The sequence below is a fragment of the Chungangia koreensis genome (genome assembly GCF_042651785.1).
Classification (GTDB): domain Bacteria; phylum Bacillota; class Bacilli; order Bacillales_A; family Planococcaceae; genus Chungangia; species Chungangia koreensis.
The window spans coordinates 1-16,283 of sequence record NZ_JBHSEC010000010.1; the positions used below are offsets into that span (position 1 = coordinate 1).

Here is a 16,283-nt window from a genome sequence, read left to right on the forward strand (position 1 = left end):
CCAGCGTTCGTCCTGAGCCAGGATCAAACTCTCCATAAAGAGTATGAGTTAAGCTCATAAGTTTTGCTGGCATCAATTATGATGTCCAAATTTGTTGTCTGTTCTATCCGACGGAGGTCGGATCAAAACAATTGTTTGTTAGACGTTTTGCTGTTCAGTTTTCAAGGTTCATGTTTACGTTACTGCCGTAACAGCAACTCTTATATAATAACACCATTTCGTTATCAAGTCAATAACTTTTATTAATTCTTTTTATTGACCATGACGCTCATCACTGTTACTTGAGACGACTTCTACTATGTTAATACTATTATACAATAATGTCAACACTTAAAATGAACCTTCATAAAAGAAAAACGGCCACCCTCTATAAAATAGGCAGCCGTTTGGTTTCACTTAAATTCATAGCACAACAGCTATGGTCAAAATAGAGGCTAATCCCGGAATACCCAGTAATGCTACAACCAATCCGGAAGCAATATTGATCGGGACAAAGACTCCTAAGAATCCAGCCGCTATGTGAAGTACAAACAATCCTAAGAATGACATCGCCAATCTGAACCAGAATACCGAAAACCAGTCAAGGACCTTAAAAATTCGTTCTTTCCCTGACAATAGAATGAATAGTAGAGCAGCGCCAAGCACAATTAATAAGATTTTCATTGCGATGACCAGTCCTTTCCCACCATAACCTGATAGAGGATTGTATGCTCCTTGGACTAGACTTATTCATTTTAGTTTTAGTTTTAATTTCCGGATTCTAGCTTCCTTAAATAAGTAGAAATGTTTGCTTTCTGCTATTTTACGCTGGACGATCACATTTAGATCATAATCATCAATCAGACTTTCAAGTTCTTTCGCCTGATGCCATTCTTTTTTCGTGTCGTTCATGAGACGGGCAAGCTGCTCATCATACTCTTTTTTCAATTTTCCTTTACGTGAGAACATGCCCAACATCCCCCTATATTTCGCGTCTTCCTTCTACTGCCTTGGATAAAGTCACTTCATCGGCGTATTCCAAGTCACCGCCAACCGGCAATCCGTGGGCAATCCGGGTTGTCCGAATTCCGGACGGTTTGACGAGTCTGGATATATACATAGCAGTAGCTTCTCCTTCGATCGTCGGATTCGTCGCAAGAATTAGTTCCTTGACTTCCTCTTCATCTTGCAATCTTTTTAATAGGGAAGGAACATTAATATCTTCAGGACCTATCCCGTCCATCGGCGAAATCGCACCATGAAGTACGTGATAGAGACCATTGTAATCTCGCATCTTCTCCATCGCGATTACATCTTTCGGATCTTGGACGACACAAATCATGGTTTTGTCACGGTGCTGATCCTGACAGATTTGACAAGGGTCGACGTCGGTTATATGACCACAGATTGAACAGTAGCTTAAATTACGTTTTGCATCGACTAGTGCTTTAGCAAAATCGAGTACGGTTTCTTCTTTCATGCTAAGCACAAAAAACGCCAGACGGGCCGCTGTTTTCGGCCCGATACCTGGCAGCTTCATAAAACTATCAATTAGTTTTGATATCGGTTCAGGGTAGTGCATCTATTTTTCCTCCTAGAACATTCCAGGGAGGTTCAATCCTTTCGTGAACTGTCCCATCGTGGAGTTCGTTATTTCATCTACTTGTTTCAGTGCATCATTTGTTGCGATAACGACTAAGTCCTGCAGCATTTCTACATCTTCCGGATCTACTACAGACGGGTCAATGACCACTTCCACAACTTCCTTGTGGCCAGTCATGACAACTTTTACCATACCGCCGCCAGCTGTTCCTTCAAGGTGTTTTTGACCTAACTCCTCTTGAGCCTCAGCCATTTGTTTTTGCATCTTTTGCATTTGCTTCATCATACCTTGCATATTTCCCATTCCACGCATGTTAAACATCCTCCTTTAGATTAATCATCATAGACTTCCACGAATTCCTTGCCGAATAATTTTTCAGCTTCCTTTACAAGGGGATCATCCTCTGATCGTTCTCCCTCTTTATCCAACAAAGAAAGCATTTCTTCTGCAGCTGCTTCTTCATCCGACATTTGGTCATCATGTTTTTTCATTCCGTTCTGACGGATGAATTCTTCCCGTATTTTAAACCAGCTATCTTCCGGTACAAATATCACTTCATATGATTTACCGACGAGAGATTCTAAAAGGCTGGTAAACGACGTCAGAAAAGTTCCATTATCAGCCGCCATCTGGCAATGTATATCATACTTGAATTTTAACACAAAGGCACGGCTCGATGCTGCTACTGGTTCTGCCTCATTGAGGAGAGCGGCATGCGATTTTTGTAGGCTATTCAAAATTTGTGCCCATTGAGATTTTATTCCCTTTATATCTTCTTTAGTCGCATTTTTCAAGACATCCTGAATTCGGCCTGTTGGAATCTTGAAGCTGCGGTTTGCTTTTGGCTTGCGCTGTTGCTGTTGCTCCGGCTGTGCGGGTTGAGCTGGATGAGTTGTTACACCTTTTAATGTTGTCTGGAGTTCCTTTACAAGTTGTTCAAGTTGGACAATCCTATCTTCGAGGACGGATTGATCAGCGGTGGAAGCTTGGGAAAGGTTTCTCCCCACTTGCGTCATTTTCAACAAGGCGGATTCCAAATAGACCTTTGCATGATTGGAAAAGCGCATATCCTGCTGAGTTTTACTTAGAATCTCGATATAACTATATAATGTATCTTCCGGTACTTGCTGTGACAACTCTCCGAATTTCTCATCAGAAGTTGCAAGCTCAAGCAAGTCATGCAATCCTGGTGCAGATTTAATCAGTAGTAAATCTCGGTAAAAGGTAATAAGATCCTCTGTCAACCGGACAGGGTCCTTTCCTTCTTGTATCATTTCTTCCAATAATCCTAAAGCTTTGGCAGCCTCTTTGGAATGAAGAGCCTGGGATAACTGGTAGAACATATCTTGGCTAATCGAACCCGTGACCAAAAGGGCATCTTCAACCGTCATTTCCTCTTCACTGAAAGACACGACCTGATCGAGCATACTTAACGCATCACGCATGCCCCCTGCCGCTGCCTGGGCGATCACTTTAAGTGCGGATTCGTTATATGGTATCTTTTCTTCCTCTAATACTACCTTCATCCGTGAAATGATATCGGCAGTTGTATGACGTTTAAAATCGAATCGTTGGCATCGTGAAATGATGGTTAAGGGCAATTTATGCGGCTCAGTTGTAGCCAAGATGAATACGACATGAGCAGGAGGTTCTTCAAGAGTTTTCAATAATGCATTGAATGCACTGTTCGAGAGCATATGCACTTCGTCAATGATGTAGACTTTATATCGCGAATTAGCAGGTGCAAATCGGACCTTTTCAATAATGTCACGCATTTCTTCAACTCGGGAGTTGGAGGCGGCGTCAAACTCAATGACGTCTGTATTAGAGCCGTTCGTAATACTAATACACGTCGGACACTCATTGCACGGCTCAGCCGTGGGACCGTTTTCGCAATTTAAAGCTTTTGCAAAAATCTTTGCCGTACTTGTTTTCCCTGTACCACGAGGACCTGAAAACAAATAGGCATGGGAGGTCTTATCGGAAAGGAGAGCGTTTTGCAGCGTCCGTTTCACATGAGCCTGTCCACTCATCTCCGAAAATGATTGTGGCCGATAGGCACGATAAAAAGCTTGGTATGACAACGTTTTTTTCTCCTTCCCCACCGTCTTTTTTCTTCTTTAATTATATCATAAATAAGAAGACCCATCCTCTAAATAGGATGGGTCTTTTGAGATCATATGTAATTGCCGTGCACCTTCCTTTGACAGCTGCACATAAGCGTTACTCCTGTCGACAGCTCAGTTTAGGCTGCCCCGCGGCACATGAGAAAAACCACTTAATGCTGCTTCCTTCCGGACCTGACATGGTTCATGGGTTCCCATTGCGCAGGACCCAAACGTCAACACTACGTGCAGAAGGCAGCCTTACATGCAGACAGCCTCGAGAAGGGATTCAGTCTCGCTAGAGCGGATTGCGAGTTACAGGACACCGCTACCTTCCCACCTAGCACGGCAATAACTAAGTATACGCTCATTACCGACAAAAATCAATGGGTATGAACGGTTTCAATATTTTAACAGATTATATTTATTGACATATGAATTAGGTCCATGGTAAATTTATTTCTGTTGTGTATGGAGGAATACCCAAGTCTGGCTGAAGGGATCGGTCTTGAAAACCGACAGGCGGGTTAAACCGCGCGGGGGTTCGAATCCCTCTTCCTCCGCCATCAATTATTTAAAAACGCGCATAAGTTGGAGGTTGAATTCGTTACTTCTGTAACGAATTTTTCTCCACTATTCATAGTCAGAATATTCCTAAGAGGAGGACACGTCATGTGTCCTTTTTTGTTTTATTCATAGTTAAAACAACATGAACTGTCGTGTGATGGCATTCGACAATTCATCAGACATCATAAGTGCCTGTTCTTCAATTCGGTCATATACTTTAATCTCTTCACTATATTTTTTTGTAATCATGCAGACAGCTTCTAATTTGGTTAGAGCCAAATGCTCATAAAACATTTCACGCATGGCCTGTTCATTGATAAATGGATTGATCCTACTTAAGAAACGGGCAATGTCATCACCGTTACGATGCCATTCTTTGTCTAGTTCATCTGCCTTCTGATTGTCCCCAGCCATGGCAGCCTTCACTAATTCGGCTGCAATCGTTAAATGTTCATTTAATAGTACCGCATAACGATCACCGATTTTTTTTCCGTAAAAGCGCGCTAACGTTTTTCCTTGGTCGACAGGGTTTTGAAGCAGGCGGTCCACCACCAAATTCGCATCCGGCAGTTTGAACACCAAACTGGTGATTGTCATACGTGTCCAGGTAATATGCTGCTCCCATAAGGTTCTCATGGCAGCTTTCAAGTCTGCTGACTTACGGTGGATATATTGATCATTTGCTCTCCCTATCGGATTTAATCCTTGTACAGCAGCTTGATAAGGATACAAGCGCATGGAATATGGAAATGGAACATAGTAATTGAATCCGTAAAATCCATTCATTCGAGTGATTCTCCTTAAACGATTTGTACCTCTTATCTTATTCAAGGAGATCTTGTTCGGTGAATGAAAAAGGAACAGCTTCTCAAGGCTGTTCCTTCCTCCCATCATTTTCTTAATGTTGCGGTTTTATCTAAAAAGTAACCGATGCGTTCAACGATTTGTTCAACACACTCCGGATCTTTCATTAAATCATAATCATTAATGTCCAAGCGTAAAACTGGGCAAGCATTAAAAGAATCAATCCAATTCTTATAACGGGTATGCATTTCCTCCCAGTAGCTGACTGGTGTCTGCTGTTCCATCGGTCGTCCCCGCTCCTGGATCCGCTCCAAAATGCTATCCATTGAACCTTCCAGATAGATTAACAAATCTGGATGAGGGAAATATGGAGTCATGACCATGGCATCGAACAAGTTTTTGTATGTCTCATAATCGACTGGAGACATGGTGCCTTTTTCATAATGCATTTTTGCAAAGATACCTGTGTCCTCATAGATGGAACGATCTTGAATAAACCCTCCACCATATTCGAAAATACGTTTTTGTTCCTTGAAGCGCTCTGCCAAAAAGTAAACTTGCAGATGGAAACTCCATTTTTCGAAGTCATCATAGAACTTGTCCAAATATGGATTCGTATCCACTTTTTCAAAAGAAGTCCTGAAATTTAATGCATTAGCCAAAGCTGTTGTCATTGTGGACTTCCCAACACCGACAGTGCCCGCAATCGTAATGACAGCACTATTTGGAATTCCGTATTTTTCTCTTAAATTCATGCGTGCAAACTCCTTTTTTGTAACGTTGCCTCAACTTGGCCAATAATCAATTTCAAGTCTTCATCGTTTAATACGAAATCGAAGTCATCTCCGTTTACACGGAGTACCGGGATTTCTGGATGTGTTTCTTCAAAATGCTGTATGAACACTTCATAGTCTTCAGAGAGCTGTTTCATATACGCCGGGTCCATATTTCTTTCGAAATCTCTTCCGCGCAATGCAATGCGTTTCATTAGTGTATCCAGACTTGCATTCAAGTAGATGACCATATTAGGGACGGGCATATCATGTGTTAAAATCTGATAGATTCCCTTGTACTTTTCAAATTCCTCTTGCTGCAACGTACGTTGTGCAAAAATGAGGTTCTTGAAAATATGATAATCAGCCACAACCGGCTTGTCCAAATCTAAATAGTCACGCTTTATGTCTTTCAGTTGTTTATACCGGTTACATAAAAAAAACATTTCCGTCTGGAAACTCCACTCTTCAATGTTTTCGTAAAATTTATTTAAAAATGGATTTTCGTCTACAATCTCTTTAAGCAAGTGAAATTGATATGTATCAGCAATCGCTTTAGAAAGTGACGTTTTTCCGACCCCGATCGGACCTTCCACTGTTATAAACGGAACGGGCATCAGATGGTCCCCCTTCTCAATTCGAATCAATGCGCACTTCATTTTATCATAGCAAGTTGTCGAAAAACAGGGAAAAAAACACCTTCCGAGGAGAAAGGTGTTTTCAACAGGTTCTCAATCAAGTTACAATAAGCTACCTGAATTTATACGCCGCCTTTTTTCACGTGAAACATTTCTGAAAGCAGCTGCCAATTTTGCGGGAATGAAAAGGCCAAGTGCCAATAGCTGATTCCCAACAGGCCAAGTTCCTTTAGCAGATTGAATTTTGCTTGGATGGACCTCGCATCCTCGAACCAGACGACATGTTCTTTTCCTTCCAACCAATAATTGAAGAATGGAGCTTGGGCTTTTTCATCGTACTGGATCGCTGCATTACGCTCCCTTGCTAAATTTAATGCTCCCTGCGGGCTTAATGCTTTGGCATATGGATTTCCTGGAGCATAAGGTAGCGTCCAATCATAGCCGTACAAGTTCTGTCCCATTAATATCTTCTTTGGCGGAATTTCTGTTATGGCATACTCCAACACTTCTCGGACTGGTCCAATTGGTGAAACAGCCATTGGAGGTCCTCCACTATAACCCCATTCATACGTCATGATGACCACAAAGTCGACGACTTCACCTATTTTTTTATAGTCATGGCCAGCGTACCACTTTCCAGGCTGATTGGCACTCGACTTCGGTGGCAGCGCAGCAGAAAGTGTGAATCCCATTGGCGAAATCCGATCTTTCACCTTCTTAAGAAATGCCACATAGGCTTCACGGTCCTCAGCCCGTAAATACTCAAAGTCAAAATGGATATCCTTTGCATTGTGAGTTTTAGCTTCGGCCAATGCCGCATCGATCAATTTATTCTGCAATTCTTCACTGGCAAAGATCTTCTCAGCCAGTGTATCACTAAATGCACCTTCCTCCAGATTCGTTAATACAATCGTTGGAATGGCATTATTCTCTACTGCGATCTCGCCTAACCCCCCCCAGTTCAGGGGTGTCAGTGTACCATCACGCTTTACGTCATAAGCGAATGGCATTAAGTATGTCAACAATATGCTTCTTCTTTGGGCTTCCTCCAATAGATTCTTTGAAGGCAAGTCCGTATACCATTCCGCATAGCTGTTCACCACGATTTCCGGTCGATTCGGGTCCGGTGTGGATGGAATAATTAGCGCCTGGCCTACGACTAAGACGTCTGGATCCTGCAGCTCATTGATGGCTGCCAACGTTGCAGCATTTGTACCATGTGACCGTGCAATGGAGAAGAGACTATCCCCCGACTTTACGACATAAATCACCCATGTACCTCCTTTTACTCAATCGCTGTATTGTATGCCCATCGTTTTTGAAACGTGTTACACTGTTTGCAAGGAGAGATTGACATGGATGCATTTGAAAAAGACCGGCATTTCATGAGGTTGGCGATTGAAGAGGCTAAGAAAGCCGGTGCAATCGGTGAAGTACCAATTGGTGCGGTTATTGTTTGTAACGATGAAGTCATCGCAGCTGCACATAATTTAAGGGAAACGACACAGAATGCAGTTACCCATGCCGAACTTATGGCGATTCAAGAGGCGTGCCAAAAAGTGGGTAGCTGGAGACTTGAGGATATGACTCTCTATGTAACACTTGAGCCTTGCCCCATGTGTTCCGGAGCCATTCTTCAATCTCGGATCCCACGAGTTGTGTACGGGGCACGTGATCCGAAAGCTGGAGCGGTGGATTCATTATATCAACTATTAAATGACAGGCGCTTGAACCATGAGTGCGAAGTAGCAGAAGGTGTGTTATCTGATGAATGTGGCATGCTACTGACAACATTCTTCCGCGAGCTTCGGGAAAAGCGGAAACAGGTGAAGGCAATGGAAAGAGACCAAAAACTATAACAACAAAAAGAAAATCTGCATGGCTTCCTAATTAGAGAAGTCATGCAGATTCTTTTTTGATTAATTAACGGATCACTTCTACCCCGCCCATATATGGACGTAGTACTTCAGGGACAATAATAGAGCCGTCTTCCTGTTGATAGTTTTCAAGGATAGCTGTAACTGTACGGCCAACAGCCAAGCCGCTTCCATTCAATGTGTGGACAAATTCAGGTTTGGCACCTTGTTCACGGCGGAAACGGATATTCGCACGGCGCGCTTGGAAATCCTCGAAGTTACTGCAAGAAGAAATTTCACGATACATATTTTGTGTAGGAATCCACACTTCAATATCGTATTTCTTAGCTGCTGTAAATCCTAAATCCGCTGTGCACATGCTCATTACACGGTATGGAAGACCGAGCAACTGCAATACTTTCTCCGCATGACCCGTCAATTTTTCCAGCTCATCATAAGATTCTTCCGGCTTCACGAAACGTACAAGCTCTACCTTGTTGAACTGATGCTGACGGATCAATCCACGTGTATCACGTCCTGCGGAACCTGCCTCAGAACGGAAACTTGCACTGTAAGCAGCAAAGGCTTGCGGCAAAATATTTCCATCTAAAATTTCATCACGGTAGAAGTTCGTCACTGGCACTTCTGCTGTAGGAATGAGGAAATAATCCTCTTTCTCAATCAAAAACGCATCTTCTTCAAATTTCGGAAGCTGCCCTGTACCCGTTAAACTCGTACGGTTCACTAAGTATGGAGGAAGCATTTCCTCATAGCCATTCTCGTCAATGTGTAAATCCAACATGAAGTTGATCAACGCACGTTCTAAACGCGCACCTAAACCACGATAGAAGACGAAACGGCTACCGGCTACTTTTGCTGCTCGTTCAAAATCTAAAATATTTAAATCAGTTGCTAAATCCCAATGCGGTTTTGGTTCGAAGTTGAATTCCTTTTTCTCGCCCCAATTACGGATTTCAATATTATCATCCTCGGAATCACCTACAGGGACACTTTCATGCGGAATGTTAGGTACGCGCATCATAATATACTCCAAGCGTTCTTCCACTTCACGCAATTCCTCATCATACTTCTTGATATCATCCCCGACTTGGCGCATTTTTGCGATGGCCTCATCTGCGTTTTCTTTATTGCGTTTCATTTCTGCAATTTTTTGGGAAGCGTCATTCCGCTCCGCCTTCAGAACTTCCGTTTTTGAAATCAATTCACGGCGTTTCTTGTCCAACTCTTCGAACTGGTCGAAATCCGTCAGATCCTCCCCGCGTTTTGCGAGTTTTTGCTTCACTTCTTCAAAATGGTCGCGCACATATTTAATGTCCAACATATGCAATTCCTCCTAATATGGATTCCGATGATGGTCGGCAGACGCAAAAAAGCCCTCGTCCCCTTGAGAAAGGGACGAGAGCTACCCGCGTTGCCACCCTGATTGACCGGAAATAATTCCGATCCGCTTAGTTCCATAACGGTAAAGTACCGGCATCAGCCTACTATTCGTTCAGCCATGCAACTCCAGGACGGATTCACAAGTGTCTATACCGGCTTGCACCAACCGCCGGCTCTCTAAAATAAACGTACTTGTTACTGCTTCCCATCATCGTTTCAGATTTGAAATTACACATACTTTACTATAGGATTCAGGTTTTGGCAAGTCCAAGAAATAATTAGCGGACTCCAACTGCATCGAACGCGGCTTTTACACTAACAACTTCTGCACTTGATGCGCCATATAGGTCAGTTGCAGATTGGACTGCAGATGCACGCAGATGGCTGAAGTTAGAAGAAGGTGTCAAGTATTGAGTCAATGAGCGATAGAAAATCTTTCCTAATTTATCATTGCCGATTCCACTTACACTTACACCGTAGTGAGATCCACCGTTCGCCAATAGATAAGCAGCTTTGTTGATGATTCCACTATTGATATGGACACCACCGTAATCTCCAGTACCTGTGTAGCGCACCGAATAGTGGTCAGGATCTCCTTGAATCGTTGGATCACTCATGGAACGAAGAGCATCCCCTTGAATTCCAGGAGTATAAATATCTTCACCCATATCCCAATCCGGATCATTATTGAAATAGAACTCTACTAATGTACCGAATACATCAGACATCGATTCATTAATTGCACCAGACTCATTTTGGTAGATCAATTCTGCTGTTCGATCAGTGACAGCATGAGTCAATTCATGTGCAACTACATCCAATGAACCAGAGAACTCAATAAAGTTAACTCCGTCACCATCTCCATAAATCATTTGTGAGCCAGTCCAACCAGCATTATTGTAACTGCGTCCGTAGTGAACTGTAGAAACAATTTGCGCACCGTTTCCATCGAAACTATCACGGTTGAACACTTGCTTAAAGTAATCATATGTTTGTCCAGCATATACATGTGCATCTACTGCGGCAGCGTCGTAAGACGAACGGAATACATTATCTGCATCTACCCAGAGCTTACCAGGAATACGCGTACGGGATTGCCCATCGTATGTTAGGATTCCGTTGCCCCGTGTAGCATCAGCTAAGTGATAGCCACTTGTATTGTATAGTGTCGTTAAGGATTTCGAATCACCTAAAACTCCATATCCTGTTCCTGTTGAAATCGTTCCTGTTAACCCTTGGCCAGTTCCTGGCTTCGCCGTAGCCATTTTGTTGTAGGAATTAATGATATCACCTGTAATGGCATCTACGAAGTACACATAGTTACCTGGGGAAGGATCAAGGAATTCCATTGTCACTTCGTAAGCAAATCGTGGTTCAGTATCCAATGCATAAATCACTAATTTACTTTGTGGATTCTTTTCGTAAACAGGTGCAGACCCAAGTTCATTTACCAAATCTTTCTCAGCAACTTCAACTGCATCCTTTTTGTTTACTTTAGATGGGCCCTTTAACGCGTCTTTCTTATCCAATTCAGGAAGTGCAGTTCCTGATAGTGCCGTCAAAACACCATCTTTATCGACATGGGCCGTAATGACACCGCCGAATACCGGTACCCCTTTATATACTTGTTGGAACTTTAATACTGAAAAGCCGAGATCATCTTTCTTATCTTCCTTCAATACAAAGTTCACAGAAGGTTCTCCAGAAAACTTAAACACTGACTGTTTGTTTTTCAGATAACTATAGACAACATCCTTTGCTGCTTTTTCGGAAGGGGCAGTCAATTGACCAGATATAAATTGTGGTACTTGATAAGTCCGATTCCATTGAATATCTTCCTTCGTCCCTCCATTGGAAGCTGATACCGGCATGAATGCCGATAAAGCTAAAGTTGTTGCTAATCCGATCGTTGTCCACTTTTTCTTCAATTCATTTCCACTCCTTTTGATAGATTAACAAAATTGTATAACTAATCTAAACAATCAGGAAATAGAGAGGAAGATTCATTTATATCTCATCTCACTCATTCATATAGAACGAACGTTCTGTAAGATATTTTCCATATTTTTCATCAATTTGAAGGAGTTTAACTTTTAAAAATGGATTTCTTTAGGAGGATATAAAAAACCCGCGGTCCTATAAAGACCGCGGGTGAAATATTAAAATAAACCGGTGACAAATCCTTTAGTTCCGTCCCAAAGATTTCCGAAGAAATTACCAATTGCTTGGAACATAAGGGAGAACCAGCCTGCACGTTCAACTGTTTCAGTAGTCACAACTTCTGTTTGTGTATCATTTTCATTTATGAAACCGAAGTTTGTTCCTTCTTTTTTCGTGATTTCAACATGTCCGACAACTGTATCTTTTTTGACTTCAGCTTCAAGTTCTCCATCTTTTACGATTTGATCGTTTAGAACCAGCTTCGGTTCGTATAAGTCTTTCTCACTACTTTTTACAAACATTTCAATTGGTTCCTTCACTTCAATACCAACCGTATCCTCTTTCCCTTTGATAACAGGAATGCTTTCTTGATCTTTAAATGTAAATCCTGCTGGGACAATTTCGGTTTTTGTGAACTGATTGAAACCGTAGTCAAATAATGCACGTGTTGCGTCAAAACGAGCCTTATAGGAGCCAACTCCTTTGGCATCGGTAGCTTTCATGACAACCGTAATAAGGCGTGTCCCATTACGGACAGCGGTACCGGTGAAGTTATGGCCTGCGAAGTTCGTCGTACCTGTTTTTAATCCATCTACGCCAGGGTATTCGTAAACAAAACCAGGCAGCATGAAGTTCCAGTTATCCATCTCGATCGCATCGGAAGTACCTTCTCTAAATGTTTTAGACGGGATACTTGAGGTTTCCAGTACTTCTGGGTAATCCTTTAAAAGGTGGTATGCCAGTTTTGCTACAGATTTCGCCGGCATGACATTTTCGTCTGTTGGACCGCCAACTGGCTCCATTCCTTGAAGATCCTCATTATTCAATCCGGTAGAGTTTACGAAGGAGTAATCAGTTAAGCCAAGTTCATCGGCTTTTTTATTCATCATATCAACGAATTGAGCTTCTGTTCCAGCAATCGTTTCAGCAATCGCAATAGTTGCAGCGTTTGCCGAATAAATAGCCATCGCCTCATATAATTCACGGATTGTGTAGGTTCCATCTGCACGTAACGGAACATTACTCAAAGCGCGGTCTTGAGAAATTTTATATGTGTAATCAGTAACATTGTACGTTTGATCCCAAGAGATTGTACCTTCTTCAATCGCCTCGAATAACAAGTACTCTGTCATCATTTTTGTCATACTTGCAACACCCAATGGCTGATCAGCATTTTGTTCATACAGGATTTGTCCAGTATCTGCATCAATCATTATGGCTCCTGCAACATTCAAATTTAAGCTTCCCTCTTCGGCTTTCGGTTCCAACGGTTGTACTAATAATCCAACGAATAATATAGGTAACAGCATGAGTTTAGCCCATGCTTTTTTGTTTAATGAATTCAATGTCTTACCTCCGGGTTATTAAGTCTCACAAAGGTTATTCTATCACATATTTTCAGCCTGGGGACCCTAATATTGAAAAAGCACCTTTCTGCTTAGTAAAGACGCAGGAAAGGTGCTTAAGTTCCTATATATTATGAAATGGAATAGTTTGGCGCTTCTTTCGTAATTTGAACGTCATGCGGATGGCTCTCTCTGAGTCCCGCACCCGTCATGCGGATAAATTGAGCATTTTCACGCAGTTGATACAAATCCTTTGCCCCACAATAACCCATACCAGATCGGATGCCACCTACCAATTGGTAAATTGAATCCGCCAATGGCCCTTTGTAAGGAAGACGTCCTTCAATTCCTTCAGGCACCAACTTCTTGGCATCCTCTTGGAAATAACGGTCTTTTGAACCTTTCTCCATGGAGGAAATCGAACCCATTCCACGATATACTTTGAACCGTCTGCCTTGGAAGATTTCAGTTTCTCCTGGGCTTTCTGATGTACCTGCAAGTAAGCTTCCAAGCATAACGGCGTGGCCGCCAGCTGCAAGAGCTTTTACAATATCACCCGAATATTTGATTCCACCATCGGCGATGATCGTTTTACCATATTGGCGTGCTACTGTTGCACAATCGTAAACAGCTGTTATTTGTGGAACACCTACACCAGCCACTACACGGGTTGTACAAATGGAACCAGGTCCAATTCCGACTTTCACCACATCGGCCCCTGCTTCAAACAAAGCTTTTGTTCCTTCAGCTGTTGCTACGTTCCCTGCCACAATATCCAAGTCCGGATAAGCATCCCGGATTTTTCTAACGACTTCTAATACGCCTTTTGAATGGCCATGAGCTGTATCGATGACGATGACATCAACACCAGCTTTAACTAAATGATCTACGCGAAGCATACTATCGGAAGAAACGCCAACTGCCGCACCGACAAGCAATCGGCCGTGGCTATCTTTCGCCGCATTCGGGAATTCGATCACTTTTTCAATATCTTTAATTGTGATAAGACCTTTTAAAATCCCTTGCTCATCAACAATCGGCAATTTTTCGATTTTATATTTTTGAAGCATTTTTTCTGCTTCTTCTAAAGTGGTACCTACTGGTGCAGTAATAAGATTTTCTTTCGTCATAACTTCTTCTATCCGTTGAGAATAATCTTGGATGAAGCGCATGTCACGGTTTGTAATAATTCCAACCAGTTTAAGCTCTTCTTCATTATTTACGATTGGAACACCGGAGATGCGGTATTTGCCCATCAAATGCTCAGCATCAAACACTTGATGAGTAGGTGTTAAGAAAAATGGATCTGTAATAACACCATTTTCCGAACGCTTAACAGTTTCAACTAATTCAGCTTGCTCTTCAACACTCATGTTTTTATGGATAATTCCAATACCGCCTTGACGAGCCATAGCAATCGCCATCTTAGCTTCTGTCACGGTATCCATACCAGCACTAATGATCGGGATGTTCAGCTTGATTCTTTCCGTCAGATTTACGGATAAGCTTACATCTTTAGGCAGTACCTCAGACTCTGCTGGAATTAGCAGTACATCATCAAACGTTAAACCTTCTTTGGCAAATTTAGTTTCCCACATATCCTTTATGCCTCCATCTCGCTAAATATTAATAGTAAGGTTATCAACGCAAAATTATGGTGTCAAGGAGATGAAATAAATAAAACTATTCCCATTATTCGTGTAACAGAGATTGAATGTCTTCTTCCATTTTCTTTGGATTGGTTTGAGGTGCATATCTCTTTACTACTTTTCCATTTCGGTCAATTAGAAACTTTGTAAAGTTCCATTTAATCTCTTCATTCAACAAACCTTTCTTTTCAGAAGTAAGGAACTTGAATAGCGGATCTGCATTGCTGCCTTTGACATCCACTTTTTTATACATAGGGAAAGTTACGCCATAGTTCACCTGACAAAACGATAGTGTTTCATTAATTTCATCGAATTCCTGGTTGTTGAATTGGCTGGAAGGAAACCCTAAAAACATAAGTCCTTGATCTTTATAAGTTTCGTAAAGTGATTGGAGTTCCTTAAATTGAGGGGTAAAACCGCACTTACTTGCTGTATTGACAATCACCATTACATTTCCTTCAAAATCTTTTAATGATTGTTCATTCTCATCCGTTCGTTTAACTGAGAAGTCGTATATTGAATTAGACATATGATTCCTCCTTTAGTATTTCCTTAATTATTTCAACGATAACTGTGAGAAGAAAAATAAACAAGTTAGACGACATGGAGTTTTACTGGGATGAGTAGTTTTGAAATTATGATTTGATGTTGAATGATGTTGAAGATATGGAGAAGTTCGCTATTTTGAGTGTTGCGCAATATGAGTGTGTTTCTGCGCAATATGGGAACGTTTCTGCGCAATATGACCAGGAAAAACCGCAATATGATCAAGGTCTAATCGATATAAAATAAACTTTTTCTTGATGAATCAAGTTGTAATATTTTTTACCGTTTACTGTCCAAATGAAGTGAAATACTGTCCAATTCGAAAAAGATTAAAAGAATGGCACTTTCTTTCACTCTTCTTTTCTTTATACAACAAAAAAACCGCTACCTGTCGGTAACGGTCTTCGTATGGCCCAGCGACGTCCTACGACATCCATGGATGGATGAGTGCCGGCTGCGCAACCGGACGTTGCGTCTGCTGCCGGCCTCTCACAGGGGGAATCCCCCAACTACCATCGGCGCGCGAGCTTAACTTCCCTGTTCGGGCTGCGAAACCAGATGGACGGCGGATTTCTTTGTCAGCCGCAGTCGTTCGGTTCTCGCGTATATCATACGCTCCGAGCCTCTCTTCTTTGCTTCCGCGAACTCCTTGTCCCTCTGCTTTCTCGCAATCTTCTTATAGGTTTTCCCTTACCCGTCGGTAAGGATTTTGTTTGTAGACACAAAAAAAACCGCTACCTGTCGGTAACGGTCTTTGTATGGCCCAGCGACGTCCTACTCTCACAGGGGGAATCCCCCAACTACCATCGGCGCTGAAGAGCTTAACTTCCGTGTTCGGTATGGGAACGGGTGTGAC

The 16,283-nt window shown here is 42.1% G+C and carries 16 protein-coding genes, 1 tRNA gene, 1 rRNA gene, 1 other RNA gene and 1 other annotated feature; of the genes, 3 read left to right on the forward strand and 16 right to left on the reverse strand.

What is annotated here, in order from left to right; translation table 11 throughout:
- Window positions 1-402: 402 nt before the first annotated feature.
- From ACFOZY_RS07120 to ffs, 6 genes are all read right to left on the reverse strand, one after another.
- A complete protein-coding gene (locus ACFOZY_RS07120; protein WP_378153798.1) occupies window positions 403-663 on the reverse strand; it encodes a pro-sigmaK processing inhibitor BofA family protein in 261 nt (86 codons plus the stop codon).
- Between the two features lie 66 nt (window positions 664-729).
- Window positions 730-948 (reverse strand): YaaL family protein, encoded by a 219-nt coding sequence (locus ACFOZY_RS07125; protein ID WP_378153800.1) that lies wholly within the window; start codon window positions 946-948, stop codon window positions 730-732.
- A 13-nt stretch (window positions 949-961) separates the two neighbouring features.
- Window positions 962-1,561 carry a recombination mediator RecR gene (gene recR / locus ACFOZY_RS07130; RefSeq protein ID WP_378153802.1) on the reverse strand — a complete coding sequence of 200 codons (600 nt, stop codon included), beginning with the start codon at window positions 1,559-1,561 and terminating at the stop codon, window positions 962-964.
- Window positions 1,562-1,573: 12 nt separating this feature from the next.
- Window positions 1,574-1,894, reverse strand: a complete 321-nt coding sequence (locus tag ACFOZY_RS07135; protein ID WP_378153804.1) for a YbaB/EbfC family nucleoid-associated protein — start codon at window positions 1,892-1,894, stop codon at window positions 1,574-1,576.
- A gap of 20 nt (window positions 1,895-1,914) precedes the next feature.
- Window positions 1,915-3,666 carry a DNA polymerase III subunit gamma/tau gene (dnaX, locus tag ACFOZY_RS07140; RefSeq protein WP_378153806.1) on the reverse strand — a complete coding sequence of 584 codons (1,752 nt, stop codon included), beginning with the start codon at window positions 3,664-3,666 and terminating at the stop codon, window positions 1,915-1,917.
- A gap of 105 nt (window positions 3,667-3,771) precedes the next feature.
- Window positions 3,772-4,036: signal recognition particle sRNA large type (gene ffs, locus ACFOZY_RS07145), an RNA gene on the reverse strand.
- A gap of 124 nt (window positions 4,037-4,160) precedes the next feature.
- Here ffs and ACFOZY_RS07150 point away from each other — a divergent pair.
- Window positions 4,161-4,253 (forward strand) — tRNA-Ser (locus ACFOZY_RS07150).
- 133 nt (window positions 4,254-4,386) lie between these two features.
- On the opposite strand, the gene ACFOZY_RS07155 is transcribed toward ACFOZY_RS07150, so the two are convergent.
- The 4 genes from ACFOZY_RS07155 to ACFOZY_RS07170 all read right to left on the reverse strand — a co-directional run bounded on the left by ACFOZY_RS07155 (window position 4,387) and on the right by ACFOZY_RS07170 (window position 7,740).
- Window positions 4,387-5,040, reverse strand: coding sequence for a hypothetical protein (locus tag ACFOZY_RS07155; RefSeq protein WP_378153808.1), 654 nt, complete (start codon window positions 5,038-5,040; stop codon window positions 4,387-4,389).
- A 104-nt stretch (window positions 5,041-5,144) separates the two neighbouring features.
- Entirely contained in the window at window positions 5,145-5,813 is a 669-nt protein-coding gene (locus tag ACFOZY_RS07160; RefSeq protein WP_378153810.1) for a deoxynucleoside kinase, read from the reverse strand.
- Window positions 5,810-6,448 carry a deoxynucleoside kinase gene (locus tag ACFOZY_RS07165; RefSeq protein ID WP_378153811.1) on the reverse strand — a complete coding sequence of 213 codons (639 nt, stop codon included), beginning with the start codon at window positions 6,446-6,448 and terminating at the stop codon, window positions 5,810-5,812. Before ACFOZY_RS07165 ends, ACFOZY_RS07160 begins: the two co-directional genes overlap by 4 nt.
- Window positions 6,449-6,591: 143 nt before the next feature.
- Window positions 6,592-7,740, reverse strand: a complete 1,149-nt coding sequence (locus tag ACFOZY_RS07170) for a glycosyl hydrolase family 18 protein (protein WP_378153813.1) — start codon at window positions 7,738-7,740, stop codon at window positions 6,592-6,594.
- Window positions 7,741-7,824: 84 nt separating this feature from the next.
- Here ACFOZY_RS07170 and tadA point away from each other — a divergent pair, with 84 nt between their 5' ends.
- Window positions 7,825-8,328: a tRNA adenosine(34) deaminase TadA gene (gene tadA / locus ACFOZY_RS07175; protein WP_378153814.1), complete on the forward strand. Its 504-nt coding sequence runs from the start codon at window positions 7,825-7,827 to the stop codon at window positions 8,326-8,328.
- Window positions 8,329-8,392: 64 nt separating this feature from the next.
- Here the strand turns inward: tadA and serS are convergent, their stop codons facing one another.
- The 5 genes from serS to ACFOZY_RS07200 all read right to left on the reverse strand — a co-directional run bounded on the left by serS (window position 8,393) and on the right by ACFOZY_RS07200 (window position 15,410).
- Complete coding sequence (gene serS / locus ACFOZY_RS07180; RefSeq protein ID WP_378153816.1) at window positions 8,393-9,667, reverse strand: serine--tRNA ligase; 1,275 nt, start codon at window positions 9,665-9,667, stop codon at window positions 8,393-8,395.
- 67 nt (window positions 9,668-9,734) lie between these two features.
- Window positions 9,735-9,947 (reverse strand) — a binding site (T-box leader).
- A 57-nt stretch (window positions 9,948-10,004) separates the two neighbouring features.
- Complete coding sequence (locus ACFOZY_RS07185) at window positions 10,005-11,654, reverse strand: M4 family metallopeptidase (protein WP_378153818.1); 1,650 nt, start codon at window positions 11,652-11,654, stop codon at window positions 10,005-10,007.
- Between the two features lie 231 nt (window positions 11,655-11,885).
- Complete coding sequence (locus tag ACFOZY_RS07190; RefSeq protein ID WP_378153820.1) at window positions 11,886-13,232, reverse strand: serine hydrolase; 1,347 nt, start codon at window positions 13,230-13,232, stop codon at window positions 11,886-11,888.
- Between the two features lie 131 nt (window positions 13,233-13,363).
- A complete protein-coding gene (gene guaB / locus ACFOZY_RS07195) occupies window positions 13,364-14,830 on the reverse strand; it encodes an IMP dehydrogenase (protein ID WP_378153822.1) in 1,467 nt (488 codons plus the stop codon).
- Between the two features lie 94 nt (window positions 14,831-14,924).
- Complete coding sequence (locus tag ACFOZY_RS07200; RefSeq protein ID WP_378153824.1) at window positions 14,925-15,410, reverse strand: glutathione peroxidase; 486 nt, start codon at window positions 15,408-15,410, stop codon at window positions 14,925-14,927.
- Between the two features lie 116 nt (window positions 15,411-15,526).
- Here ACFOZY_RS07200 and ACFOZY_RS07205 point away from each other — a divergent pair, with 116 nt between their 5' ends.
- Window positions 15,527-15,673: a hypothetical protein gene (locus ACFOZY_RS07205; protein ID WP_378153826.1), complete on the forward strand. Its 147-nt coding sequence runs from the start codon at window positions 15,527-15,529 to the stop codon at window positions 15,671-15,673.
- 515 nt (window positions 15,674-16,188) lie between these two features.
- On the opposite strand, the gene rrf is transcribed toward ACFOZY_RS07205, so the two are convergent.
- A 5S ribosomal RNA gene (gene rrf, locus ACFOZY_RS07210) occupies window positions 16,189-16,283 on the reverse strand; the annotation flags it as partial.